The 18295-nt window shown below is 72.5% G+C and carries 22 protein-coding genes; 14 read left to right on the top strand and 8 right to left on the bottom strand.

Annotation, left to right across the window (positions count from 1 at the left end; all coding sequences use genetic code 11):
• Nucleotides 1-40: 40 nt before the first annotated feature.
• Both FHX46_RS14305 and FHX46_RS14310 read left to right on the top strand, forming a co-directional pair.
• Nucleotides 41-619, top strand: a complete 579-nt coding sequence (locus FHX46_RS14305; RefSeq protein WP_167114430.1) for a TetR/AcrR family transcriptional regulator — start codon at nt 41-43, stop codon at nt 617-619.
• A gap of 90 nt (nt 620-709) precedes the next feature.
• Nucleotides 710-1252, top strand: coding sequence for a hypothetical protein (locus FHX46_RS14310; RefSeq protein ID WP_167114433.1), 543 nt, complete (start codon nt 710-712; stop codon nt 1250-1252).
• A gap of 13 nt (nt 1253-1265) precedes the next feature.
• Here FHX46_RS14310 and FHX46_RS14315 read toward each other — a convergent pair whose 3' ends face one another.
• Complete coding sequence (locus FHX46_RS14315) at nt 1266-2366, bottom strand: CaiB/BaiF CoA transferase family protein (RefSeq protein ID WP_167121463.1); 1101 nt, start codon at nt 2364-2366, stop codon at nt 1266-1268.
• 187 nt (nt 2367-2553) lie between these two features.
• Between FHX46_RS14315 and FHX46_RS14320 the strand changes: the two genes are divergently transcribed.
• Complete coding sequence (locus tag FHX46_RS14320; protein ID WP_167114436.1) at nt 2554-3228, top strand: hypothetical protein; 675 nt, start codon at nt 2554-2556, stop codon at nt 3226-3228.
• A 51-nt stretch (nt 3229-3279) separates the two neighbouring features.
• Here FHX46_RS14320 and FHX46_RS14325 read toward each other — a convergent pair whose 3' ends face one another.
• Genes FHX46_RS14325 through FHX46_RS14335 form a run of 3 tightly spaced genes read right to left on the bottom strand, consistent with a single transcriptional unit; the run spans nt 3280 to nt 4868 of the window.
• A complete protein-coding gene (locus tag FHX46_RS14325; protein ID WP_167114439.1) occupies nt 3280-3678 on the bottom strand; it encodes a ChaB family protein in 399 nt (132 codons plus the stop codon).
• A 58-nt stretch (nt 3679-3736) separates the two neighbouring features.
• Complete coding sequence (locus FHX46_RS14330) at nt 3737-4012, bottom strand: hypothetical protein (protein WP_167114442.1); 276 nt, start codon at nt 4010-4012, stop codon at nt 3737-3739.
• Nucleotides 4013-4022: 10 nt separating this feature from the next.
• Entirely contained in the window at nt 4023-4868 is an 846-nt protein-coding gene (locus tag FHX46_RS14335) for an SDR family oxidoreductase (RefSeq protein WP_167114445.1), read from the bottom strand.
• 95 nt (nt 4869-4963) lie between these two features.
• Here FHX46_RS14335 and FHX46_RS14340 point away from each other — a divergent pair, with 95 nt between their 5' ends.
• Genes FHX46_RS14340 through FHX46_RS14350 form a run of 3 tightly spaced genes read left to right on the top strand, consistent with a single transcriptional unit; the run spans nt 4964 to nt 7889 of the window.
• The gene (locus FHX46_RS14340) at nt 4964-6034 is read left to right on the top strand and encodes an NAD-dependent epimerase/dehydratase family protein (RefSeq protein ID WP_208400147.1); all 1071 of its coding nucleotides are present in this window, start codon (nt 4964-4966) and stop codon (nt 6032-6034) included.
• A 35-nt stretch (nt 6035-6069) separates the two neighbouring features.
• Complete coding sequence (locus tag FHX46_RS14345; RefSeq protein WP_167114448.1) at nt 6070-7380, top strand: M20/M25/M40 family metallo-hydrolase; 1311 nt, start codon at nt 6070-6072, stop codon at nt 7378-7380.
• Nucleotides 7377-7889: a hypothetical protein gene (locus FHX46_RS14350; protein ID WP_167114451.1), complete on the top strand. Its 513-nt coding sequence runs from the start codon at nt 7377-7379 to the stop codon at nt 7887-7889. Before FHX46_RS14345 ends, FHX46_RS14350 begins: the two co-directional genes overlap by 4 nt.
• A gap of 129 nt (nt 7890-8018) precedes the next feature.
• Here the strand turns inward: FHX46_RS14350 and FHX46_RS14355 are convergent, their stop codons facing one another.
• From FHX46_RS14355 to FHX46_RS14365, 3 genes are all read right to left on the bottom strand, one after another.
• On the bottom strand, nt 8019-8240 hold the full coding sequence (locus tag FHX46_RS14355; RefSeq protein WP_017982338.1) for a DUF5703 family protein: 222 nt from the start codon (nt 8238-8240) through the stop codon (nt 8019-8021).
• A complete protein-coding gene (locus tag FHX46_RS14360) occupies nt 8237-9265 on the bottom strand; it encodes a hypothetical protein (RefSeq protein ID WP_167114454.1) in 1029 nt (342 codons plus the stop codon). The genes FHX46_RS14355 and FHX46_RS14360 overlap by 4 nt, the downstream gene beginning before the upstream one ends.
• Nucleotides 9266-9327: 62 nt before the next feature.
• The gene (locus tag FHX46_RS14365) at nt 9328-10290 is read right to left on the bottom strand and encodes an aldo/keto reductase (RefSeq protein ID WP_167114457.1); all 963 of its coding nucleotides are present in this window, start codon (nt 10288-10290) and stop codon (nt 9328-9330) included.
• A gap of 122 nt (nt 10291-10412) precedes the next feature.
• On the opposite strand from FHX46_RS14365, the gene FHX46_RS14370 reads away from it, so the two are divergent.
• The 5 genes from FHX46_RS14370 (at nt 10413) to FHX46_RS28500 (ending at nt 14747) form a co-directional block, all read left to right on the top strand.
• Nucleotides 10413-11249, top strand: a complete 837-nt coding sequence (locus FHX46_RS14370; protein WP_167121465.1) for an undecaprenyl-diphosphate phosphatase — start codon at nt 10413-10415, stop codon at nt 11247-11249.
• A gap of 9 nt (nt 11250-11258) precedes the next feature.
• On the top strand, nt 11259-11975 hold the full coding sequence (locus FHX46_RS14375) for a histidine phosphatase family protein (protein ID WP_167114460.1): 717 nt from the start codon (nt 11259-11261) through the stop codon (nt 11973-11975).
• A complete protein-coding gene (locus tag FHX46_RS14380; RefSeq protein ID WP_167114464.1) occupies nt 11972-14020 on the top strand; it encodes a M3 family metallopeptidase in 2049 nt (682 codons plus the stop codon). Before FHX46_RS14375 ends, FHX46_RS14380 begins: the two co-directional genes overlap by 4 nt.
• Nucleotides 14021-14135: 115 nt before the next feature.
• The gene (locus FHX46_RS28495) at nt 14136-14471 is read left to right on the top strand and encodes a class I SAM-dependent methyltransferase (RefSeq protein WP_313886136.1); all 336 of its coding nucleotides are present in this window, start codon (nt 14136-14138) and stop codon (nt 14469-14471) included.
• Nucleotides 14472-14495: 24 nt separating this feature from the next.
• Complete coding sequence (locus FHX46_RS28500; protein ID WP_243871273.1) at nt 14496-14747, top strand: hypothetical protein; 252 nt, start codon at nt 14496-14498, stop codon at nt 14745-14747.
• Nucleotides 14748-14764: 17 nt separating this feature from the next.
• On the opposite strand, the gene FHX46_RS14390 is transcribed toward FHX46_RS28500, so the two are convergent.
• Nucleotides 14765-15373, bottom strand: coding sequence for a TetR/AcrR family transcriptional regulator (locus FHX46_RS14390; RefSeq protein ID WP_167114467.1), 609 nt, complete (start codon nt 15371-15373; stop codon nt 14765-14767).
• A gap of 165 nt (nt 15374-15538) precedes the next feature.
• On the opposite strand from FHX46_RS14390, the gene FHX46_RS14395 reads away from it, so the two are divergent.
• Genes FHX46_RS14395 through FHX46_RS14405 form a run of 3 tightly spaced genes read left to right on the top strand, consistent with a single transcriptional unit; the run spans nt 15539 to nt 18279 of the window.
• Nucleotides 15539-16657, top strand: a complete 1119-nt coding sequence (locus FHX46_RS14395) for an MFS transporter (protein ID WP_313886137.1) — start codon at nt 15539-15541, stop codon at nt 16655-16657.
• Between the two features lie 45 nt (nt 16658-16702).
• Nucleotides 16703-17494: an alpha/beta fold hydrolase gene (locus FHX46_RS14400; protein ID WP_208400148.1), complete on the top strand. Its 792-nt coding sequence runs from the start codon at nt 16703-16705 to the stop codon at nt 17492-17494.
• Nucleotides 17488-18279, top strand: coding sequence for a MerR family transcriptional regulator (locus FHX46_RS14405; protein WP_167114473.1), 792 nt, complete (start codon nt 17488-17490; stop codon nt 18277-18279). Before FHX46_RS14400 ends, FHX46_RS14405 begins: the two co-directional genes overlap by 7 nt.
• Nucleotides 18280-18295: the final 16 nt, after the last annotated feature.

An 18295-nucleotide genomic window follows, 5' to 3' on the forward strand; every position in this document is an offset into this window, starting at 1 on the left:
ACTTTTTTGACAACCGATCCAAAAGGGTTAGGTTGGCGGTATGGGCAGGCCCAGGAAGTTCGACGAGACCAGCGCGCTCACCGCGGTCATGAACACCTTCTGGCAGCGCGGGTACGAGGCGACCACCACCCGCGACCTGGCCGAATCGACCGGCATGGGCCTGTCCAGCCTGTCCAACGCCTTCGGGGACAAGCGGCAGCTGTACCTGCGCGCGCTGCGCCGCTACTACGAGACGAACACCGCCGTGCAGGTCGAGCTCCTCGGGCGGCCGGGGCCGGTCAAGGACCGGCTGCGGAACCTGATGACCCAGGCCATCGACCTCGACCTGGCCGATCCGCCCTCCCTGGGGTGCCTCGTCATCAACGCCTCGATCGAGATGGCGAACACCGATGCGGAGGTGGCGCAGGAGGTGCGCCGCCACTTCACCACCGTCGAGCGCGCGGTCCACGCCGTCGTGGCCGACGGGCAGCGCACCGGGGAGATCACCCGCGACCGGACCGCGATGGCGCTCACCCACCACGTGCTGACCAGCTACTACGGTTTGCGGGTGCTCGCCCGCGTCCAGCCCGACCGGGCGGCGCTGCTGGACGTGGTCGACACGATGCTGGCCAAGTTGTGACCGTCGGACCGGGCATCGGGAGCGCGACGAGCGACCCGGGCCACCACGGTGAGCTGCTCGCTCGCCCGGCCCGCCGGTAGGTTGGCCGGTATGGCAAGGCCGAACAGCACCGTCGTCGTGCTCACCGGTTCCGCTGCCGGGGAGGTGCTGGCCGGACTGGACGGGCTGGCGAACGTGCGGGTGGCGCGGTCGGGCAGCGCCGCAGCCCTGGTGGGGCAGACGCACGCGGCTTACGTGGTGCACGACCAGGATCCGCTGGGCGGGGTGGCGGCTGCGTGGGCCGGGTTCTTCGACCAGCAGGCGCCGCCCGGCACCCTCGAGGTCGCCATCGAACACGCGGTTGCGGACCTGCGACGGGGCGCCGCACTGCTGCCGGACTACTACGTCGTCCTCGACCCGGAGTCGCTGCCCGCCACGGGCAAGCACTGGTGGCTGGGTGTGCTCGCCGGTGCCGCGCCCAGCCGGGTCGTGCCCGCCGCGCCGACGGTGTCCGCCGTCCGGCGCGCGCTTTCGCGACTGCCGTCGGGGCGGTGGTGGCCCGACGACCTGGAGACCTGGCTGCGCGACCTGGTCCGCGCGGTCCCCGACCAGGTGGGGCTGCCGGGACATCTCGCGGACGATTCCACGGGATAGCTCCTGACCAGCGTCAGCCCGGCACACCCCAGTCCCGGATCACGTCCTCGGTGTCCGCGCCCGCGGTCGAGGGCGGCTTCGGGTCGGTCGCGGGGGTGCGGGAGAACCGCGGTGCGGGCGCGGCCTGGGTGACACCGTTGAGCTCCCGCACCGAGCCGCGGGCCACCAGGTGGTCGTTGCGGGCCGCCTCGGCGAAGGACAGCACTGGCGTCACGCAGGCGTCGGTACCGGCGAACACCGCCGTCCACTCGTCGCGGGTGCGGGTGGCGATCACCTCGGTGAACCGCTGCCGCAGCTTCGGCCAGCCGTCCCGGTCGCCCTGGGCGGGCAGATCTTCGCCGTCCAGCTCCAGCCCCCGCAGCAGCTCGGCGTAGAACTGGGGCTCCAGCGCCCCCACCGCGATGTACTCGCCGTCGGCGCAGCGGTAGGTGTCGTAGAAGGGACACCCGGTGTCCAGCAGGTTCGTCGCGGGTTCGTCGGACCAGGCGCCCTGCGCGCGCATCGCCCACATCATCTGCAGCAGCACGCTCGCCCCGTCGACCATCGCCGCGTCCACCACCTGGCCGCGCCCCGAGCGCTCCCGCTCCAGCAGTGCCGCGAGCACCCCGGTGACCAGGAACATCGACCCGCCGCCGAAGTCGCCGACCAGGTTCAGCGGCGGGATCGGCTTGCCCGCGGGGTCCCGCACCGCGTAGAGCGCGCCGGTGAGGGAGATGTAGTTGATGTCGTGCCCGGCGCGCTCGGCCATCGGGCCGTCCTGACCCCAGCCGGTCATCCGGCCGTAGACCAGCCGCGGGTTGCGGGCGAAGCAGTCCTGCGGGCCGACCCCGAGGCGTTCGGCCACCCCGGGCCGCAGACCCTCCAGCAGCACATCGGCCTTCGCCACCAGCTGCCCCACCAGCCGCCTGCCCTCGGCGGTCTTGAGGTCCGCGGCGATCGACCGGCGGCCGCGCAGCAGGTGGTCCCGCGCCTCCGGCGGCATCATCCGCAACCCACCCGAGGGGCGCTCGACGCGGACGACGTCGGCACCGAGGTCGGCGAGGATCATCGCTGCATGCGGACCCGGGCCGATGCCCGCCAGTTCCAGCACCTTGATCCCGTCCAGCGGCCCCATCGGCACCCGCTCCCCACTCCTCGACGTGCTCCCGCCCCGGATTCTGCCAGCCGTGCCCGCCGGGCGGTGAGGCGCTTTCCACCACCGGACGGTGCGGTCCGCGGCGCCCGCCCGCACTCCGCAACCAGGCGCATCATGGAGTCAGGAGCACCCGCGCCGGGTGCCCGCCGTGGTGAGGGAGCTGCCGATGCCCTACCAAGACCTGGGAGCGTTCGTCTGGCCCGTCATGGTGCTGATCTGGGTGCTGGCCGCGTCCTACTCCCGCGCGGCGATGCACCACCGCTGGCAGGCCCGCGCGCACCCGCCGCCGAAGCCGCCCGTTCGTCCGGTGGACGCGCCCGACGCGGGCGAGTCGCTGCGGGCGCTGTGGGAGACCGCCCGCGTCCGCTACGCGCGCATCGCGGGGGAGTACGGCGCCTACGAGGCCGACCCGAAGCAGGTGCTGCGGCGGCCCGCGCTGGCCGACCCGGCGGTGCCCTCGACCGGCCGGTTCATCGACGCCTTCCACGAGGCGATGGCCCTGCACACCGAGTCCTACCCGCCGGTGGACCTGGCGAAGAAGTACGTGGAGGCGACCGAGAACGCGGAGAAGGCGTGGACAGCCGCGTGCGCCGCGGCGGACAAGCTGCGGGCGTCCCGGTTCACCACCGACGAGCGCGCGCTGATCAACCAGGGCATCAAGCTGCTCGAACTCGCCGAGGGCGCCGCCACCCCGGCCGAGCAGGAAGCCGCCTACGCGGCTGCGCGGCAGGTGCTGGCCAAACTCGAACGCAGCGCCGGCACCCGGCTGGACTGGCGGGTGCCGCGGCCCGCCCGCCGAGCCATCGACCGGCTCGGCAAACCCACGCTGCCCCCGTCGTAACGCGGAAGGGGCCCGGCTCACCGAGCCGGGCCCCTTCCCACCAGTACCTGCCTACCGGCGAGCCTTGGCGGTCTTGCGGTTGTTGGCCTTCTGGATGGCTTTGACCAGCTCGTCCTTGTTCATCGACGAGCGGCCCTTGATGTCCAGCTTCTTGGCCACGTCGTACAGGTGCTGTTTGCTGGCCGAAGCGTCCACGCCGCCGGCGGTCTTCGTCGGCTTGCGGCCGGCACCGCGGGCGGCCTGCTTGTCGGAGGGGCCCTTGCGGCCCTTCTCCTCCCAGTGGTCCCCGACCTTTTCGAACGAGTGCTTCAGCGACGCGTACGCCGTCTGGTGCGCACGCCGGCCCTCGCCGTAGGTCTCGACCGCCGAGTCGTGGGTCTTCACCCACGTGTCCTGCGCCTTCTTCGACGACCGCTTCAGCGTGCTGGGCAGGGCTTCACGTCCGGGCATCGGAGCACCTCCAGTCTCCTCTCGTGCCTGATCACGGAATTCCCGGACCACCGGGACGTCAAACGTCGCCGTCCTCGACCCGCATCGCCTGCTGCTCGGCACCGCCCGCCGGCCGCTGGCGGCCTTCCGCCGCGCCGATCTCGGTGCCCTCGGCGTCGACGAGCTCGTTCGAGCGGTCCGGCGCCGCGAACTGCTCGCCCGGCGCCTCGGAGTCCGGCTCGACGGCCCGGTCCGGGTCGGTCACCCGCCACGACACCGGGTCCTCCAGCGGTGCCGGCTCGGCGTCGAGTTCCAGGTTCTCCTGCTGCTCGGATCGGATCCGGTCCTCGCTCATCTTTCCCTCCTCAGCCCGGCAGCGTCTCGCCGCCGAGCGCGGCGAGCACCTCGCCGGTGTAGTAGGACGACAGCTGCCCGGCCGCGAAGAACACATAGGACGGTGCCAGCTCGTCCGGCTGCGCCGCCCGGCCCATCGGCACCTGCTGCCCGAACTTCTCCACGTGCTCGGCGGACATCGTCGCCGGGATCAGCGGTGTCCACACCGGACCCGGCGCGACCGCGTTGATCCGGATCCCGCGGTCGGCCAGCGCCTGTGCCATCGCGTAGGTCCAGGCGATCACCGCGCCCTTGGTGGCCGAGTAGTCGATCAGCGACTTGTTGCCGCGCAACCCGTTCACCGAGGCGGTGTTGATGATCGCCGAACCCTCGCCGAGGTGCGGCAGCGCCGCGTGCGTGACCCGGAAGTAGCTGTGGATGTTGACGTCGAAGGTGCGCATCCACTGCTCGTCGGTCAGGTCCTCGGGTGCGTCCAGCTCCTGTTGCGTGGCCACGTTGTTGACCAGCACGTCCAGCCCGCCGAGCTCGCGCACCGTCTCGTCCACGATCTTGCGGCACTGCTCGCGCGACCCCAGGTCCCCGGGCAGGAGCAGGCAGCGGCGGCCCTCCTTGCGGACCAGCTCGGCGGTCTCCTCGGCGTCGGAGTGCTCGTCCAGGTAGGCGATTGCCACGTCCGCGCCCTCCTTGGCGAACGCGATCGCCACGGCGCGGCCGATACCGGAGTCCCCGCCGGTGATCAGCGCCCGCTGGTCGCGCAGCAACCCGCGCCCGGTGTAGCCCTCCATCCGGTCCTGCGGCCCGGGCTCCATCTCGCCCGTCACACCCGGCGGTTCCTGCTGCTGCCGTGGCTGTCCCATGCACACTCCTTTCCTCGTGTGCCGCAGGTGTCCCCGCTCGGGCGGGCGCCAAACCCGGCGGTTGGCCGTCCGGTGCGGCGGGTAACCGGATCCGCATGAACTCGCCAGTCAGCAGCGGCCTGCGCGTCGTCGTCACCGGGGCCAGCGGGAACGTGGGCACCAGCACCGTCCAGGCGCTCAGCCGCGACCCCGCGGTCGCGTCGATCCTCGGCGTGGTGCGGCGCGAGCCGCAGTGGAGCGCCCCGAAGCTGGAGTGGCGCACCGCGGATCTGGCCGAGGACCAGATCGGTCAGCTGGTGCGTGGCGCCGACGTGGTGATCCACCTGGCGTGGTTGTTCCAGCCCACCCACGATGCGGCCACCACGTGGCGCGTCAACGTCCTCGGCGCCATCCGCGTGTTCGAGGCGGTCGCCAGGGAGAACGCGCCCGCCCTGGTGTACTCCTCGTCGGTCGGTGCCTACTCGCCGGGCCCGAAGGACCAGGCGGTTCCGGAGAGCTGGCCCACCCACGGCTGGCCCGGCGCGGCCTACCCGCGGGAGAAGTCCTACCTGGAGCGCTACCTGGACGGGTTCGAACAGAACCATCCCGGGGTGCGGGTGGTGCGGCTGCGGCCGGGGTTCGTGTTCAAGCGCGAGGCGGCGTCGGCGCAGCGCCGCCTGTTCGCCGGGCCGTTCGTCCCCGGCAGCCTGGTCCGGCCCTCGCTCATCCCGCTCGTCCCGGACGTGCCCGGGCTGCGCGTGCAGGCCGTGCACTCCGCCGACATCGGCGAAGCGTTCCGGCTGGCCGCCCTGACCGACGTGCGCGGCGCGTTCAACGTGGCCGCCGACCCGGTGATCGACGCCACGGCACTGGCCGGGCTGCTCGGCGCCCGCACCGTCCCGGTGCCGGCCTGGGCGCTGCGTGCCGCGGTCTCCGCCGGCTGGTACGCGCACCTGCTGCCCGCCTCCCCGGGCCTGCTGGACACGGTCCTGCGACTGCCGATCATGGACACCACCCGCGCCCGCGACGAGCTCGGCTGGATCCCCCGGCACACCGCCCTCGACGCGATCAGCGAGTTCCTGGCCGGTCTGCGTTCCGGTGCGGGCATGGCCACCCCGCCGCTCACCGCGGACAGCGCGTCCGGCCGGATCCACGAGGCGAGTACCGGGATCGGCTCCCGGCCCTGAGCCCGCCACCCCGCCGGGGTGGTAGGAATGGCGGCGTGAGCATCGAGATCGCGGCCGACGAAGCCGTCACGCTGACCAGCGAACTGATCCGCATCGACACCACCAACACCGGGGATCCGGACACACTGGTGGGGGAGAAGGCGGCGGCGGAGTTCGTCGCGGAGAAGCTCACCGAGGTCGGCTACGACATCGAGTACGTGGAGTCCGGCGGCCGCAACCGGCACAACGTGATCGCCCGCCTCGCCGGTGCCGACCCCAGCCGGGGCGCCCTGCTGGTGCACGGCCACCTCGACGTGGTGCCTGCGGACGCCTCCGAATGGTCGGTGCACCCGTTCTCCGGGGCGGTCCAGGACGGCTACGTGTGGGGCCGCGGCGCCGTGGACATGAAGGACATGCTCGGCATCATGCTGGCGCTGGCCCGCCACTACAAGCGCGAGAACATCGTCCCGCCGCGCGACATCATCTTCGCGTTCCTCGCCGACGAGGAGGCCGGCGGCAAGTTCGGCGCCCAGTGGCTGGTGGAGAACCGCCGTGACCTGTTCGAGGGCGCCACCGAGGCGATCAGCGAGGTCGGTGGCTTCTCCATCAACCTCAAGGACGATGTGCGCACCTACGTGGTGGAGACCGCGGAGAAGGGCATCCGGTGGATGAAGCTGCGCGTGCGCGGCACCGCCGGGCACGGCTCGATGATCCACCGCGACAACGCGGTCACCAAGCTCGCCGCCGCGGTCGCCCGGCTCGGCGAGCACCGGTTCCCGCTCGTGCTGACCGACTCGGTGCGCGAGTTCCTCGCCGGCGTCACCGAGATCACCGGCTGGGACTTCCCGGAGCACGACATCGACGGCGCGGTGGCCAAGCTCGGCGCCATCTCCCGCATGATCGGCGCCACCCTGCGCGACACCGCGAACCCGACGATGCTGACCGCCGGCTACAAGTCCAACGTCATCCCCTCGGTCGCCGAGGCCGCGGTGGACTGCCGGATCCTGCCCGGCCGGGAAGAGGCGTTCGACCGCGAGCTCGACGAGATCCTCGGTCCGGACATCGAGAAGGAGTGGATGGAGCTGCCCCCGGTCGAGACGACCTTCGACGGCGCGCTCGTGGACGCCATGACCGCCTCGATCGCCGCCGAGGACCCGGGCGCGAAGGTGCTGCCCTACATGCTCTCCGGCGGCACCGACGCCAAGTCGTTCCAGACCCTGGGCATCCGCAACTTCGGGTTCGTGCCGCTGCGGCTGCCCGCCGACCTCGACTTCTCCGGCCTGTTCCACGGCGTGGACGAACGCGTGCCGGTGGACGCGCTCAAGTTCGGCACCCGGGTGCTGGACCGGTTCTTCCGCGCCTCATGACCACCGTGGCGCAGCTGCGCAAGGCCGCGGCCTACCTCCCGGAGGCGGTCGAGGACGGCGGGGTGTTCACCGTGGCCGGCAAGCCGTTCGCCGCGCTGGCGGAAGGCCGGCGCGCCCACCTGCACCTGTGCGCGGCCGACGCGGCCGAGGTCGTCGCGGCCTGCCCGTCGGCCGAACGTGTGACCGGCGGCGTGCGGATCCCGCTCGCGGACATCACCGGCCAGCAGCTCAACCACTGGGTGCGCCGCGCCTGGCTGGCGCAGGCGCCGGAACGGCTCGCGCGGCAGGCCGGGGCCGCCGAGACCGCGGCCGCCGGGGCCGTTGGCGACCTGCCGGCGGGCATCGGGCGGCCGGCGACCCGGGCGCTGACCGCCGCCGGGATCACCACCCTCGACCAGGTCGCCGAGCGGACCGAGGACGAGCTGCTCGCGCTGCACGGCGTCGGCCCGAGGGCCATCCGCATCCTGCGCGAGACCCTCGCGGAGTCGGGCCGGTCGCTGGCGGGGTGAGCCGGACTGTCGACAGCTCCCACCCCTCTTCGAAAGCCGCCCACCACGACCGCGAGCAGCGCCACAGCTGACATCCGCGCGGCGTCCGCACCGCAACCGCGTGGGCGGGCGCCGCGCCGGGACGAACGGTCAGATCAGGACTTCGGGCAGGGCGGTGGCCGGCTGCCGCTTGCGGCGCAGCCAGACGCGCCGGGTTCCGTCGGAGTAGAGCCGGACCGTCGACAGCTCCCACCCGCCGTACTCGGCGTTGATGGACAGCTGGGTGGCCGCGGCCCGCCGGGACACGCCGGGTGGCAGTTGCAACCGGCGGTACTCCCAGTCCTCGTCGACCACCGCCTCCTGGTGCTTCATGGCTGGATCACCTGCACCCCTTCTCCCGCCGCGGAGCCGACGAACACCCGCCCGCTCCGCTCCTCGACGGTAACCGAATTCGGCTGCCGGACCGTCGGGAAACGGTACTTCTCGACCGGTTCGCCGCCGCGCACGTCGAACCCGACGACCTCGTTGCGCCCGGTGAGCGTCACCCACGCCAGCGCGCGCTGCGGGTCGTAGGCGAGGCCGTACGCCCCGCCCGGCACCGGGTACCGCTGCCGCAGCAACAACGGACCGGTGGAGAACGCCAGGAGAGCACCGGTGCGGGTGTCGACCACCAGCACCCGGCCGAACGAGTCGGCGACCGCGTGGGTGGCGCCGTCGCCGGCCCGCAGCCCTTCGGCCATCGTGCCGCCGTCCACGTCCACCGAGAACACGGCGGTGCGCAGCTCGTCCAGCACCACGGTGTTCCCGCCGGCCTGCAGCACGTCGTCGGCGCTGTAGAGCTGGCCCTGGATGCTGCGGGTGAGCCGGTCGCCGGTGAACACGTCGACGGCCTTGCGGTCACGCACCGCGACCAGCGTCCGGTCGCCGTCGACGACCGCACCGGCCGGCTGGCCCGCGACGGCGAGCGTGCTGACCTGGCCGGTGGGCAGCGCGATGCGGGCGACCTGTCCCGCGGCCGGCAGGCTGGCCAGCAGGACACCCCCGCTGACCCGCAGCTGCTCGGCCCGGCCGGCCACCGGCACCCGCAGCGGCGCTGCCGACAGGTCGCCGGTGCGGTACAGCAGCACAGCGTCCGGAACCGCGACGGCGAGCACACCGGTGGCCGGGTCGGCCGCGACCGCGCTCACCTCGCCCGGCGTGCCGATCACCGTGCCCGCGGGGGCGGCTGCGGGCGGGGGCGAGGCGGGCGCGGTGGCGGCCACCGGGTTCGCCACGACCTGCAGTGTGTCGCCGCTGTCACCCTGTTTGCCCGAGCAGCCGGACAACGCCAGGGCGCAGGTCACCACCACAGCGGTGCCGACGGTGGCCGACGAGCGCACGAGACCTCCGGGTCGCATCCTTGTCCTGTCTCCAGCATTCCCTGAAAATCCCGCCGCGTCACCCGCTGTCCACCGGGCGATCACCTGGTGCCCCGCTCCGGGTAACCGAACTCGACCGCGCTGACGTCGTCCAGCGCCGAGGAGATCGCGACCGGCAGCGTGATCTCCTCCGCCGCGAGCGAGCCGGTGAGCTGCCCGGTATCCCGGGCCCCCACCACCGGCGCCACCACGCCCGGCCGGTCCCGCACCCAGGCCAGCGCCACCACCAGCGGCGACACCCCCAGCCCGTCGGCCGCGGTGGTGACCGCTTCCACGATCCGCGCCGCCCGCTCGGTGCGGTGCTGCTCGACGTATCCGGCGTACTCGGCGGAGGCGCCACGCGAGTCCGCGGGCGTGCCCTTGCGGTACTTGCCCGTCAGCACCCCGCGTCCCAGCGGCGCCCAGGGCAGCACCCCGAGCCCGTGGTAGCGGGCCGCCGGTACCAGCTCGCGCTCCACGCCCCGCTCCACGAGCGAGTACTCGGCCTGGGTGGCGATGAGGCCGGTCGTGCCGAGCCCGGCGGCCGAGGCCAGCTGCCAGCCGGAGTAGTTGCACACGCCGGTGTAGCGGACCTTGCCGGAGGTCACCGCGTGCTCCAGCGCCGAGAGGGTCTCCTCCAGCGGCACCGACTCGTCCCACGCGTGCAGCTGCCACAGGTCCAGGTGGTCCACGCCGAGCCGCCGCAGCGAGCCCTCCAGCGCCGACAGCAGCGCGCCCCGGGAGGCGCCGCCACCGAACGGGCCGTCGGTGCGGCGCGCGACCGCCTTGGTCGCCACGACGATTTCGTCGCGTGGCACCAGGTCGCCCAGCAGGCCACCCAGGATGCGTTCGCTCTCCCCGTCGGCGTAAATGTCCGCGGTGTCGACGAGGGTGCCGCCGGCCTCCACGAACGCGACGAGCTGGCTGGCTGCCTCGTCCGCGTCGGTCTCGGCGCCCCAGGACATCGTGCCGAGCGCCATCCGGGAGACCCGCAATCCCGACCTGCCCAGCTGTCGCTTCTGCATGCACGAAGAGTAACTAAGGCGGGGCACCGAACTTGTCCAAGGCGGCTCATCCGGTGATCCGGGCCGCAGATAGCCTCTCCCACCGTGCGAACGCGACCGACTTTCCCGAAGGCCCGGTGAGCATGGGCTGGTTCGAAGCACTCGTTCTCGGCCTGGTCCAGGGCCTGACCGAGTTCCTGCCGATCTCCTCCAGCGCCCACCTGCGCATCACCGCCGCGCTCGCCGGCTGGGGCGACCCCGGTGCGGCGTTCACCGCGGTCACCCAGATCGGCACGGAGCTGGCGGTCATCCTGTACTTCGCCAAGAAGATCGGCCGTGTCCTGGCCGCCTGGTGGCGCTCCCTGTACCGCCCGGAGTGGCGCCGGCACCCGGACGCGCGGCTGGGCTGGCTGATCATCGTCGGCTCGCTGCCGATCGTCGTGCTCGGCCTGCTGCTCCAGGACGCCATCGACAGCGCCTTCCGCGACCTGCGCATCACCGCCACCACACTGATCGTGTTCGGTGTGCTGCTGCTGATCGCCGACCGGGTCGGCCGCCAGTACCGGACGCTGGACCAGCTGACCGTCCCGCACGGGCTCGGGTACGGCTTCGCGCAGGCGATGGCGCTCATCCCCGGCGTGTCCCGCTCCGGGGGCACCGTCACCGCCGGCCTGCTGCTCGGCTACACCCGCTCCGACGCCACCGAGTACGCGTTCCTGCTGGCCGTGCCCGCGGTGTTCGGGTCCGGGCTGTACAAGCTCACCGACATCGGCGGTGAGAACAGCCCGCAGTGGGGGCCGACCATCCTCGCCACCCTGGTCGCCTTCGGCGTCGGGTACGCGGTGATCGCGTGGCTGATGAACTTCATCAAGACCAAGAGCTACGTGCCGTTCGTGATCTACCGCATCGCGCTCGGTGTGCTGCTGATCGTGCTGGTCGCCACCGGTGTCCTTGATCCGGACGCGGGCCCGGCCCTGTAGGTTGGCGGCGTGGCTACCGTGATCCTGCTGCGGCACGGCCGCTCGACCGCGAACGGGTCGGGCGTGCTGGCCGGCCGGACCCCCAAGGTCGGGCTCGACGACACCGGCCGCGCGCAGGCCAAGGCGCTCGTCGAGCGGCTGGCCGGTGTGCCGCTGGCCGAGGTCGTGGTGTCCCCGCTGCTGCGCTGCAAGAACACCGTGGCCCCGCTCGTCGCCGAACGGGGCCTGACCCGCACCGTCGATCCACGGCTGTCCGAAGTGGACTACGGCGAGTGGACCGGGCGCGAGCTGAAGGCGCTGGTGAAGGAACCGCTGTGGCGGGTGGTGCAGGCCCACCCGTCGGCGGCGGTGTTCCCGGGCGGCGAGGGCCTGGCCGGCATGCAGGCGCGGGCGGTGGCCGCGGTGCGCGAGCACGACGCGCGCATCAGCGCCGAGCACGGCGACCACGCCGTGTGGCTGCTGTGCAGCCACGGCGACGTGCTCAAGTCGATCCTGGCCGACGCGCTGGGCCAGCACCTGGACTCGTTCCAGCGGATCGTGGTCGACCCGGCGTCGATCTCGGTGGTGCGCTACACCGAGGTGCGGCCGTTCGTGGTGCGCGTCAACGACCACAGCGCCGACCTGGCCGGGGTGGTACCGCCGCCGCCGAAGCGCGGTAGGAAGAAGAAGACGTCCTCCGACGCGGAGATCGGGGGATCGACAGGACAGAAGGGTCGCGCTGGATGACACCGGACAACCCGTTCGCGCAGGCGAGTGACCTGCCCTACGGTCTGCCGCCGTTCGACCGGATCACCGACGAGCACTTCGGGCCGGCGTTCGAGGCGGGTCTGGCCGAGCACGCCGCCGAGATCGCGGCCATCGCCGGCAACCCGGAGCCGCCGACCTTCGAGAACACGATCGTGGCGCTGGACACCTCCGGCCGCCTGCTGCAGCGCGTGTCGTCGGTGTTCTTCAACCTCACCTCGTCCGACACCAACCCGGCGCGGCAGGAGCTGCAGGCCGCGATCGCGCCGAGGCTCGCCGCGCACTCCGACGCGATCCACCTGAACCCGGCGCTGTTCGCGCGGGTGCGTGACCTCTACGAACGGCGTGACCAGCTGGGCCTCGACCCGGAGTCGGCGTGGCTGCTGGACCGCACCTACACCGGATTCCAGCGCGCCGGCGCCGGGCTCGACGAGGACCAGCAGGCCAAGCTGCGGGCGCTCAACGAGGAACTGTCCACGCTGTCCACCCGGTTCCAGGACAACCTGTTGCGCGACACCAACGACCTCGCCGTGCTGGTCGACGACGTCGCGGAGCTCGCCGGGCTGTCCGAGGGCACCATCGCCGCCGCGGGTGCGGCCGCCGCGTCCCGGGGCGAGGAGGGCAAGTACCTGCTCACGCTGAACCTGCCCACCTCGCAGCCGCTGCTGAGTGTGCTGGCGAACCGGGCGCTGCGCGAGCGGCTGTACACGGCGTCGATCTCGCGCGGCAACCGGGGCAACGCGGCCGACAACAACGCTGTGCTGGCGCGGATGGCGCAGCTGCGCGCCCAACGGGCCGCACTCCTCGGCTACCCCAACCACGCCGCCTACGTGATCTCCGACGAGACCGCCCGCACCGCCGAGGCCGCGGTCGGGCTGCTGGAGCGGCTCGCCCCGGTGGCGGTCGCCAACGCGCGGCGCGACGCCGAGGAACTGCAGCGCTACCTCGACCAGGACCACCCGGGCGCCACGCTCGAGCCGTGGGACTGGGCCTTCTACGCCGAACGCGCCCGCAAGGCGCGCTTCGACCTCGACGACGCCACGCTGCGGCCCTACTTCGAGCTGGACCGGGTGGTGCGCGACGGCGTGCTGTTCGCGGCGGGCGAGCTGTACGGGCTGCGCTTCGCCGAGCGGCACGACCTGCCTGTGTACCACCCGGACGTGCGCGTGTTCGAGGTGTTCGACGCCGACGGCAGCCCGCTGGGCCTGTTCCTCGGCGACTACTACGCGCGCGAGTCCAAGCGCGGCGGCGCCTGGATGAACACCTTCAGCGACCAGTCGCGGCTGCTCGGGGAGCGGCCGGTGGTGGTGAACAACCTCAACATCGCCAAGCCGCCGGCTGGCGAGCCGACGCTGCTCAGCTTCGACGAGGTCACCACGCTGTTCCACGAGTTCGGCCACGCCCTGCACGCGTTGTTCTCGGACGTGCGGTACCCGAGGTTCTCCGGCACCAACGTGCCGCGGGACTTCGTGGAGTACCCCTCGCAGGTCAACGAGATGTGGATGCTGTGGCCGGAGGTGCTGGCCAACTACGCCAAGCACCACGAGACCGGTGAGCCGCTGCCGCGGCACCTGGTGCAGCGGCTGGAGGAGTCGGCCCAGTACGGGCAGCCGTTCGCCACCACCGAGTACCTGGCCGCGGCGTTGCTCGACCAGGCATGGCACGGGCTGGGCACCGACGACGCGATCGGCGACGTCGCCTCGTTCGAGGCGGCCGCGCTGGAGAAGGCCGGGGTGGCGGTGCCGGCGATCCCGCCGCGCTACCGCAGCACCTACTTCGCGCACGTGTTCAGCGGCGGGTATTCGGCCGGGTACTACTCCTACATCTGGAGCGAGGTGCTCGACGCGGACACCGTCGAGTGGTTCACGGAAAACGGCGGCCTGAAGCGCGCCAACGGTGACCACTTCCGCCGCACGCTGCTCTCCCGTGGCGGCAGCGGGGATCCGATGGAGTTCTTCCGCACCTTCCGCGGCCGCGACCCGGAGATCGGGCCACTGCTCGCGCGCCGTGGGCTGACGGGCGCGTGACCGTCGGACCGGAGCCGCAGTACGAGATTTCGCCGACGAGTACCTCGACCACGCCCGGGACGGGTTCCACAACGCCCATCTCGACCGGCCCGCCTGCCTGGACCTGCTGGGCGACGTGAGCGGGCTGACGGTGCGGGACGCCGCGTGCGGTCCGGGGTTGTCCGCCGCGGACCTGGTGGACCGCGGCGCCCGCGTGATCGGCGCGGACATCAGCCCGCGCATGGTCGAACTGGCCCGGCACCGCGCTCCCGGGGGCGAGTTCCGCGTGCACGACCTCGCGCAGCCCCTGGACTGGCTGCCGGACGCGTTGGTGGACCGGGTGCTGCTCGCGCTGGCCGTGCACTACCTGGACGACCGGATCGCGGCGCTGCGGGAGCTGGGCGACTGGCTCCGGCACGGCGGCAACTACTTCGAGCCGCGCGTGATCGAGGAGGTGTGGAGCCGGGGCTGACGGGTCCGCTACCGGCTGACCCCGTTGGAGCAGACCTGCGAAGAGCTGGCCGAGGCCGGTTTCCTGATCAAGCGGCTGCGCGAGCCGCGGCCCACGCCGGACGCAGCCGCCCTGGACCCCGAACGGTACGCGCGGCTGACCCGCGAGCCGACCGGTTTCCTGGCGATCTGCGCGGTGCCGGGCCCGCGTGGGGCGCCGTCGTCCTGGCGCAGCCGGGCGGCGTGCGCGGCACCGCCTGCACGGCCTCGTCCGAGGGCCAGGACGGCTACGGCGTGACGTCGGTGCCCGCGCCGTCAGGTGTGGTGCGCCGCGGCCGGCTCCGGACCGAGGGAACGGATCGCGAAGTCGATCGTGGCGGCCAGGCGTGCCGGATCGTGGCCGGCGCGTTCCCGCACGCGCAGCCCCAGCACGGTGGTGAACAGCAGTTCCACGGCCGCGTCGACGTCGAGGTCCGCGGGTAGTTCACCATCGCGGCAGCCGCGGCGCAGCACCTCGGCGATGGCCTCCCGCGTGACCTCGAACGCCGCCTCGGTGCGCTGCTGTACCTGTGGATCCCCGGTGCCGAGTTCGGTCGTGGTGTTGACCACGAAACAGCCCAGCCCGGAGTGGTCGCCCGCACTGCCGGTCACCAGCCACATCAGCCAGTTCCGCAGCACTTCCCGGGTCGGCCCGGTGCCGCCCAGCCGGGCCCGTGCTTCCGCCGAATCGGTCTCGCGGTAGTGGTCGAGCGCGCGCAGGAACAGCGTGTGCTTGTCGCCGAAGGTGCGGTAGAGGCTGCTGGGCTTGAGGTCGAGCTCGTCGCCCAGGTCGCGGACGGAGGTGGCGTGGTAGCCGAGGCGCCGGAACAGGCCGGCGGCGCGGGCCACCACGTCCTGCTCGTCGAATTCGCGTGGCCGTGGCATGCCGCACAGCCTACCAGGATTGTGGAGCGATCGTTCCCATACTAAGGTCGTCCCTCATATGGGAGCGACCGCTCCCAAATTGGAGGGAGATCGATGGTGACGACGGCAGAACCAACCACGACGGCGCGGCCCGGCAGAACCGGCGGATGGCCCGCGGTCGCGGTCGTGGCGTTCGGGACCTTCCTGCTGGTGACCGCCGAGCAACTACCGGTCGGGCTGCTGACCCGCGTCGGCACGGACCTGTCGGTCAGCGCGGGCACCGCCGGGTTGATGGTGACGGTGACCAGCATCGTGGCCGGGCTGGCCGCCCCCGTGGTCCCGGTTCTCGTGGGGCGGCTGGACCGGCGATGGCTGCTCACCGGCCTGATGGGCCTGATGACCCTGGCGAACGTGGCGTCCGGTCTGGCGCCGGGCTTCGCGGTGCTGATGGTGTCGCGCGCCCTGGTCGGGGTGGCGATCGGCGGGTTCTGGGCCGTGGCCGGTGGCCTTGCGGTCCGGCTGGTGCCCGCCGAACGGGTGCCGCGCGCCACAGCCGTCATCTTCGGCGGCGTCGGCGCGGCCAACGTGTTCGGCGTCCCGATCGGCACCGTCCTCGGCGACTTCGCCGGATGGCGCGTCGCGTTCGCCACGCTCAGCGGCCTCGCGCTGGTGGTCCTGATCGCCCTGCTGGTGATGCTGCCGCCGCTGGCCGCCACCGAGCCGGTCCGGCCCCGGCTGCTGGCCGGGCAGTTCCGCAACCGCGGGGTGCGGCTGGGCATCCTCGCGACCTTCCTGATCGTCACCGGGCACTTCGCCGCCTACACGTTCATCAGCCCGGTGCTGCAGGACCTGTCCGGGGTGCGGGCGGACCTGGTGGGGCCGCTGCTGTTCGGGTTCGGTGTGGCCGGGGTCGCCGGGAACTTCGTCGCGGGCGCCGCCGTGGCGCGCCGGCTGCGGACGACGGTGCTGGTGATCACCGCCGCTCTGGCGGTCGCGGTGCTGATCTTCCCCGTCCTGGGTGAGACGCCGGCGGGCGGCGTGACGCTGCTGATCGTGTGGGGGCTGACCTACGGTGGCGTGTCGGTGAGCCTCCAGACCTGGATGATCAAGGCCGCGCCGCGCGCCGTGGAAGCCGCGTCGGCCCTGTGGGTGTCGGTGTTCAACCTGGCGATCGGGCTCGGCGCGCTGACCGGCGGCGCGATCGTCGACGCACTCAGCCTGACCGGGGTGCTGTGGCTGGCCGGTGCGCTGTTCGTGCTCGCCGGTGCCACGGTCTGGGCGGTCCGGGCCGCCGATCTGCGGTGAGCGGGGTTGACCCTGACGCAGGGTCAAGCCCGCACCATGGCCGGCATGACCACGACGCAGAACTTCACGATCCACCACGACGGCGTCACCATCGCCGCGACCCGCGGCGGCCGGGGACGCCTGGTGGTCCTGTGCCCCGGGCTCAACTCGACGCAGGCCGACTTGCAGCAGCTGGCCGGGCTGCTGCGGCGGGACCACGATGTGGTGACCTTCGACCTGCGCGGTCACGGTCTGAGCTCGGCCGCCGACCGGTACTCCTTCGCCGCGTTCCTCGGCGACCTGGCGGCGGTCATGGCGGAGCTGGGACGCCATGACCGCGCCGCCGCGCCGCTGCTGGTGGGCTACTCGCTCGGCGCCGACCTCGCCGTGCACTACACGGCCGAGCACCCCGGCACCGTGTCCGGTCTCCTGCTCATCGACGGCGCCAACCCGGTGCCCGAACCGTTCCTCACCGAGGCCGTCCTGCCGGAGTTCCGCGCGATGTGGGAGGACATGGCGGCGCGCCAGCAGGCCGGGCGGGGAACTGCCCGCCAGGTGCTGCTGACCGGGCAGGAGATCCTCGACCTGAACGTGGAGATCGACCAGGTGCGGGCCGGGATCCTCGCCCGGTACGACGTGATCGACCAGCCCATCACCATGATCATGTCGACGTCGATGGCCGGGGACGGTGACGACGAATTCGTGCGGTCGCTGAACCAGAACTGGCGGGCCGGTGTCGAGCGGCTCCAGCGCGAGCACCCGGGCATCGCCACGCACTGGCTCGACGCCGACCACCAGCTGGTGTTCACCCACGCCGTGGACATCGCGGCGATCACGCGGACACTGGTGCCATGTTGACCATCGGGGAACTGGCGGCCTACGCGGGAGTGACGGTGCGCGCGGTGCGGCACTACCACGCCAAGGGGCTGCTGCCCGAACCGGAACGGGACCACTCCGGCTACCGGCGGTACGACGCCGGCGCCGTGATCGAGCTGATCAAGATCCGTACCCTCGCCGAGGCCGGCGTCCCGCTGGCCCGGGTGCGGGAGCTGCTCCGGGCCGGTGCGGAGGAGTTCGCCGCTGCTGTGCGGGACATCGACCGGCAGCTGCAGGCCGAGATCCGGCAACGGCAGCGGCACCGCGAGCAGATCGCGCGGCTCGCCGCCGGGGACCACCTGGCGCTGCCGCCGGAGGTCGTCTCGTACCTCGACCGGTTGCGGGCGCTGGGCGTCCACGAGCGGATCCTCCAGGTCGAACGGGACGGCTGGATCCTGCTGGCCGCGCGCTCACCCGGCCGGGTGGCGGAGTGGACGGCCCGCAAGCACGAGCAGACGGCCGACGGCCGTCTGCTCGGCTTCTACCGCATCCTCGGGGAGGCGCTGGACCACGACGGGGACGACCCGCGGCTGGTCGAGCTCGCCGACGAACTGGCCGCCTACTTCACCCGGCTGGCCGACGAACAGGGCGAGGACTACGTGGACGACACCGATCTGGAGCCCGCGCTGGTCCAGTTGATGGACGCACTGGCGTTCGACACCGTGCCGCCGGCCCGGCAGCTGATCGAGCTGCTCGCGGAACGGGGCTGGACCGGCTGGACCAAGCTCGTGCGCGTCCCGCCCGGAGCGGATGCGGTGTCCCGGTGAGAAACGTGCGGAGGGC

The organism is Amycolatopsis viridis, assembly GCF_011758765.1.
GTDB classification, from domain to species: Bacteria; Actinomycetota; Actinomycetes; order Mycobacteriales; family Pseudonocardiaceae; genus Amycolatopsis_E; species Amycolatopsis_E viridis.

Bases quoted from the DNA above. Each gene is read 5' to 3' on its own strand.
- FHX46_RS14355 (WP_017982338.1), bottom strand. From the start codon at position 8,240: ATGAAGCACCAGGAGGCGGTGGTCGACGAGGACTGGGAGTACCGCCGG.
- FHX46_RS14305 (WP_167114430.1), top strand. From the start codon at position 41: ATGGGCAGGCCCAGGAAGTTCGACGAGACCAGCGCGCTCACCGCGGTC.
- FHX46_RS14325 (WP_167114439.1), bottom strand. From the start codon at position 3,678: ATGCCCGGACGTGAAGCCCTGCCCAGCACGCTGAAGCGGTCGTCGAAG.
- FHX46_RS14360 (WP_167114454.1), bottom strand. From the start codon at position 9,265: ATGCGACCCGGAGGTCTCGTGCGCTCGTCGGCCACCGTCGGCACCGCT.
- FHX46_RS14315 (WP_167121463.1), bottom strand. From the start codon at position 2,366: ATGGGGCCGCTGGACGGGATCAAGGTGCTGGAACTGGCGGGCATCGGC.
- FHX46_RS14380 (WP_167114464.1), top strand. From the start codon at position 11,972: ATGACACCGGACAACCCGTTCGCGCAGGCGAGTGACCTGCCCTACGGT.
- FHX46_RS14340 (WP_208400147.1), top strand. From the start codon at position 4,964: ATGAACTCGCCAGTCAGCAGCGGCCTGCGCGTCGTCGTCACCGGGGCC.
- FHX46_RS14350 (WP_167114451.1), top strand. From the start codon at position 7,377: ATGACCACCGTGGCGCAGCTGCGCAAGGCCGCGGCCTACCTCCCGGAG.
- FHX46_RS14330 (WP_167114442.1), bottom strand. From the start codon at position 4,012: ATGAGCGAGGACCGGATCCGATCCGAGCAGCAGGAGAACCTGGAACTC.
- FHX46_RS14400 (WP_208400148.1), top strand. From the start codon at position 16,703: ATGACCACGACGCAGAACTTCACGATCCACCACGACGGCGTCACCATC.
- FHX46_RS14370 (WP_167121465.1), top strand. From the start codon at position 10,413: ATGGGCTGGTTCGAAGCACTCGTTCTCGGCCTGGTCCAGGGCCTGACC.
- FHX46_RS14310 (WP_167114433.1), top strand. From the start codon at position 710: ATGGCAAGGCCGAACAGCACCGTCGTCGTGCTCACCGGTTCCGCTGCC.
- FHX46_RS14390 (WP_167114467.1), bottom strand. From the start codon at position 15,373: ATGCCACGGCCACGCGAATTCGACGAGCAGGACGTGGTGGCCCGCGCC.
- FHX46_RS14320 (WP_167114436.1), top strand. From the start codon at position 2,554: ATGCCCTACCAAGACCTGGGAGCGTTCGTCTGGCCCGTCATGGTGCTG.
- FHX46_RS14335 (WP_167114445.1), bottom strand. From the start codon at position 4,868: ATGGGACAGCCACGGCAGCAGCAGGAACCGCCGGGTGTGACGGGCGAG.
- FHX46_RS14365 (WP_167114457.1), bottom strand. From the start codon at position 10,290: ATGCAGAAGCGACAGCTGGGCAGGTCGGGATTGCGGGTCTCCCGGATG.
- FHX46_RS14405 (WP_167114473.1), top strand. From the start codon at position 17,488: ATGTTGACCATCGGGGAACTGGCGGCCTACGCGGGAGTGACGGTGCGC.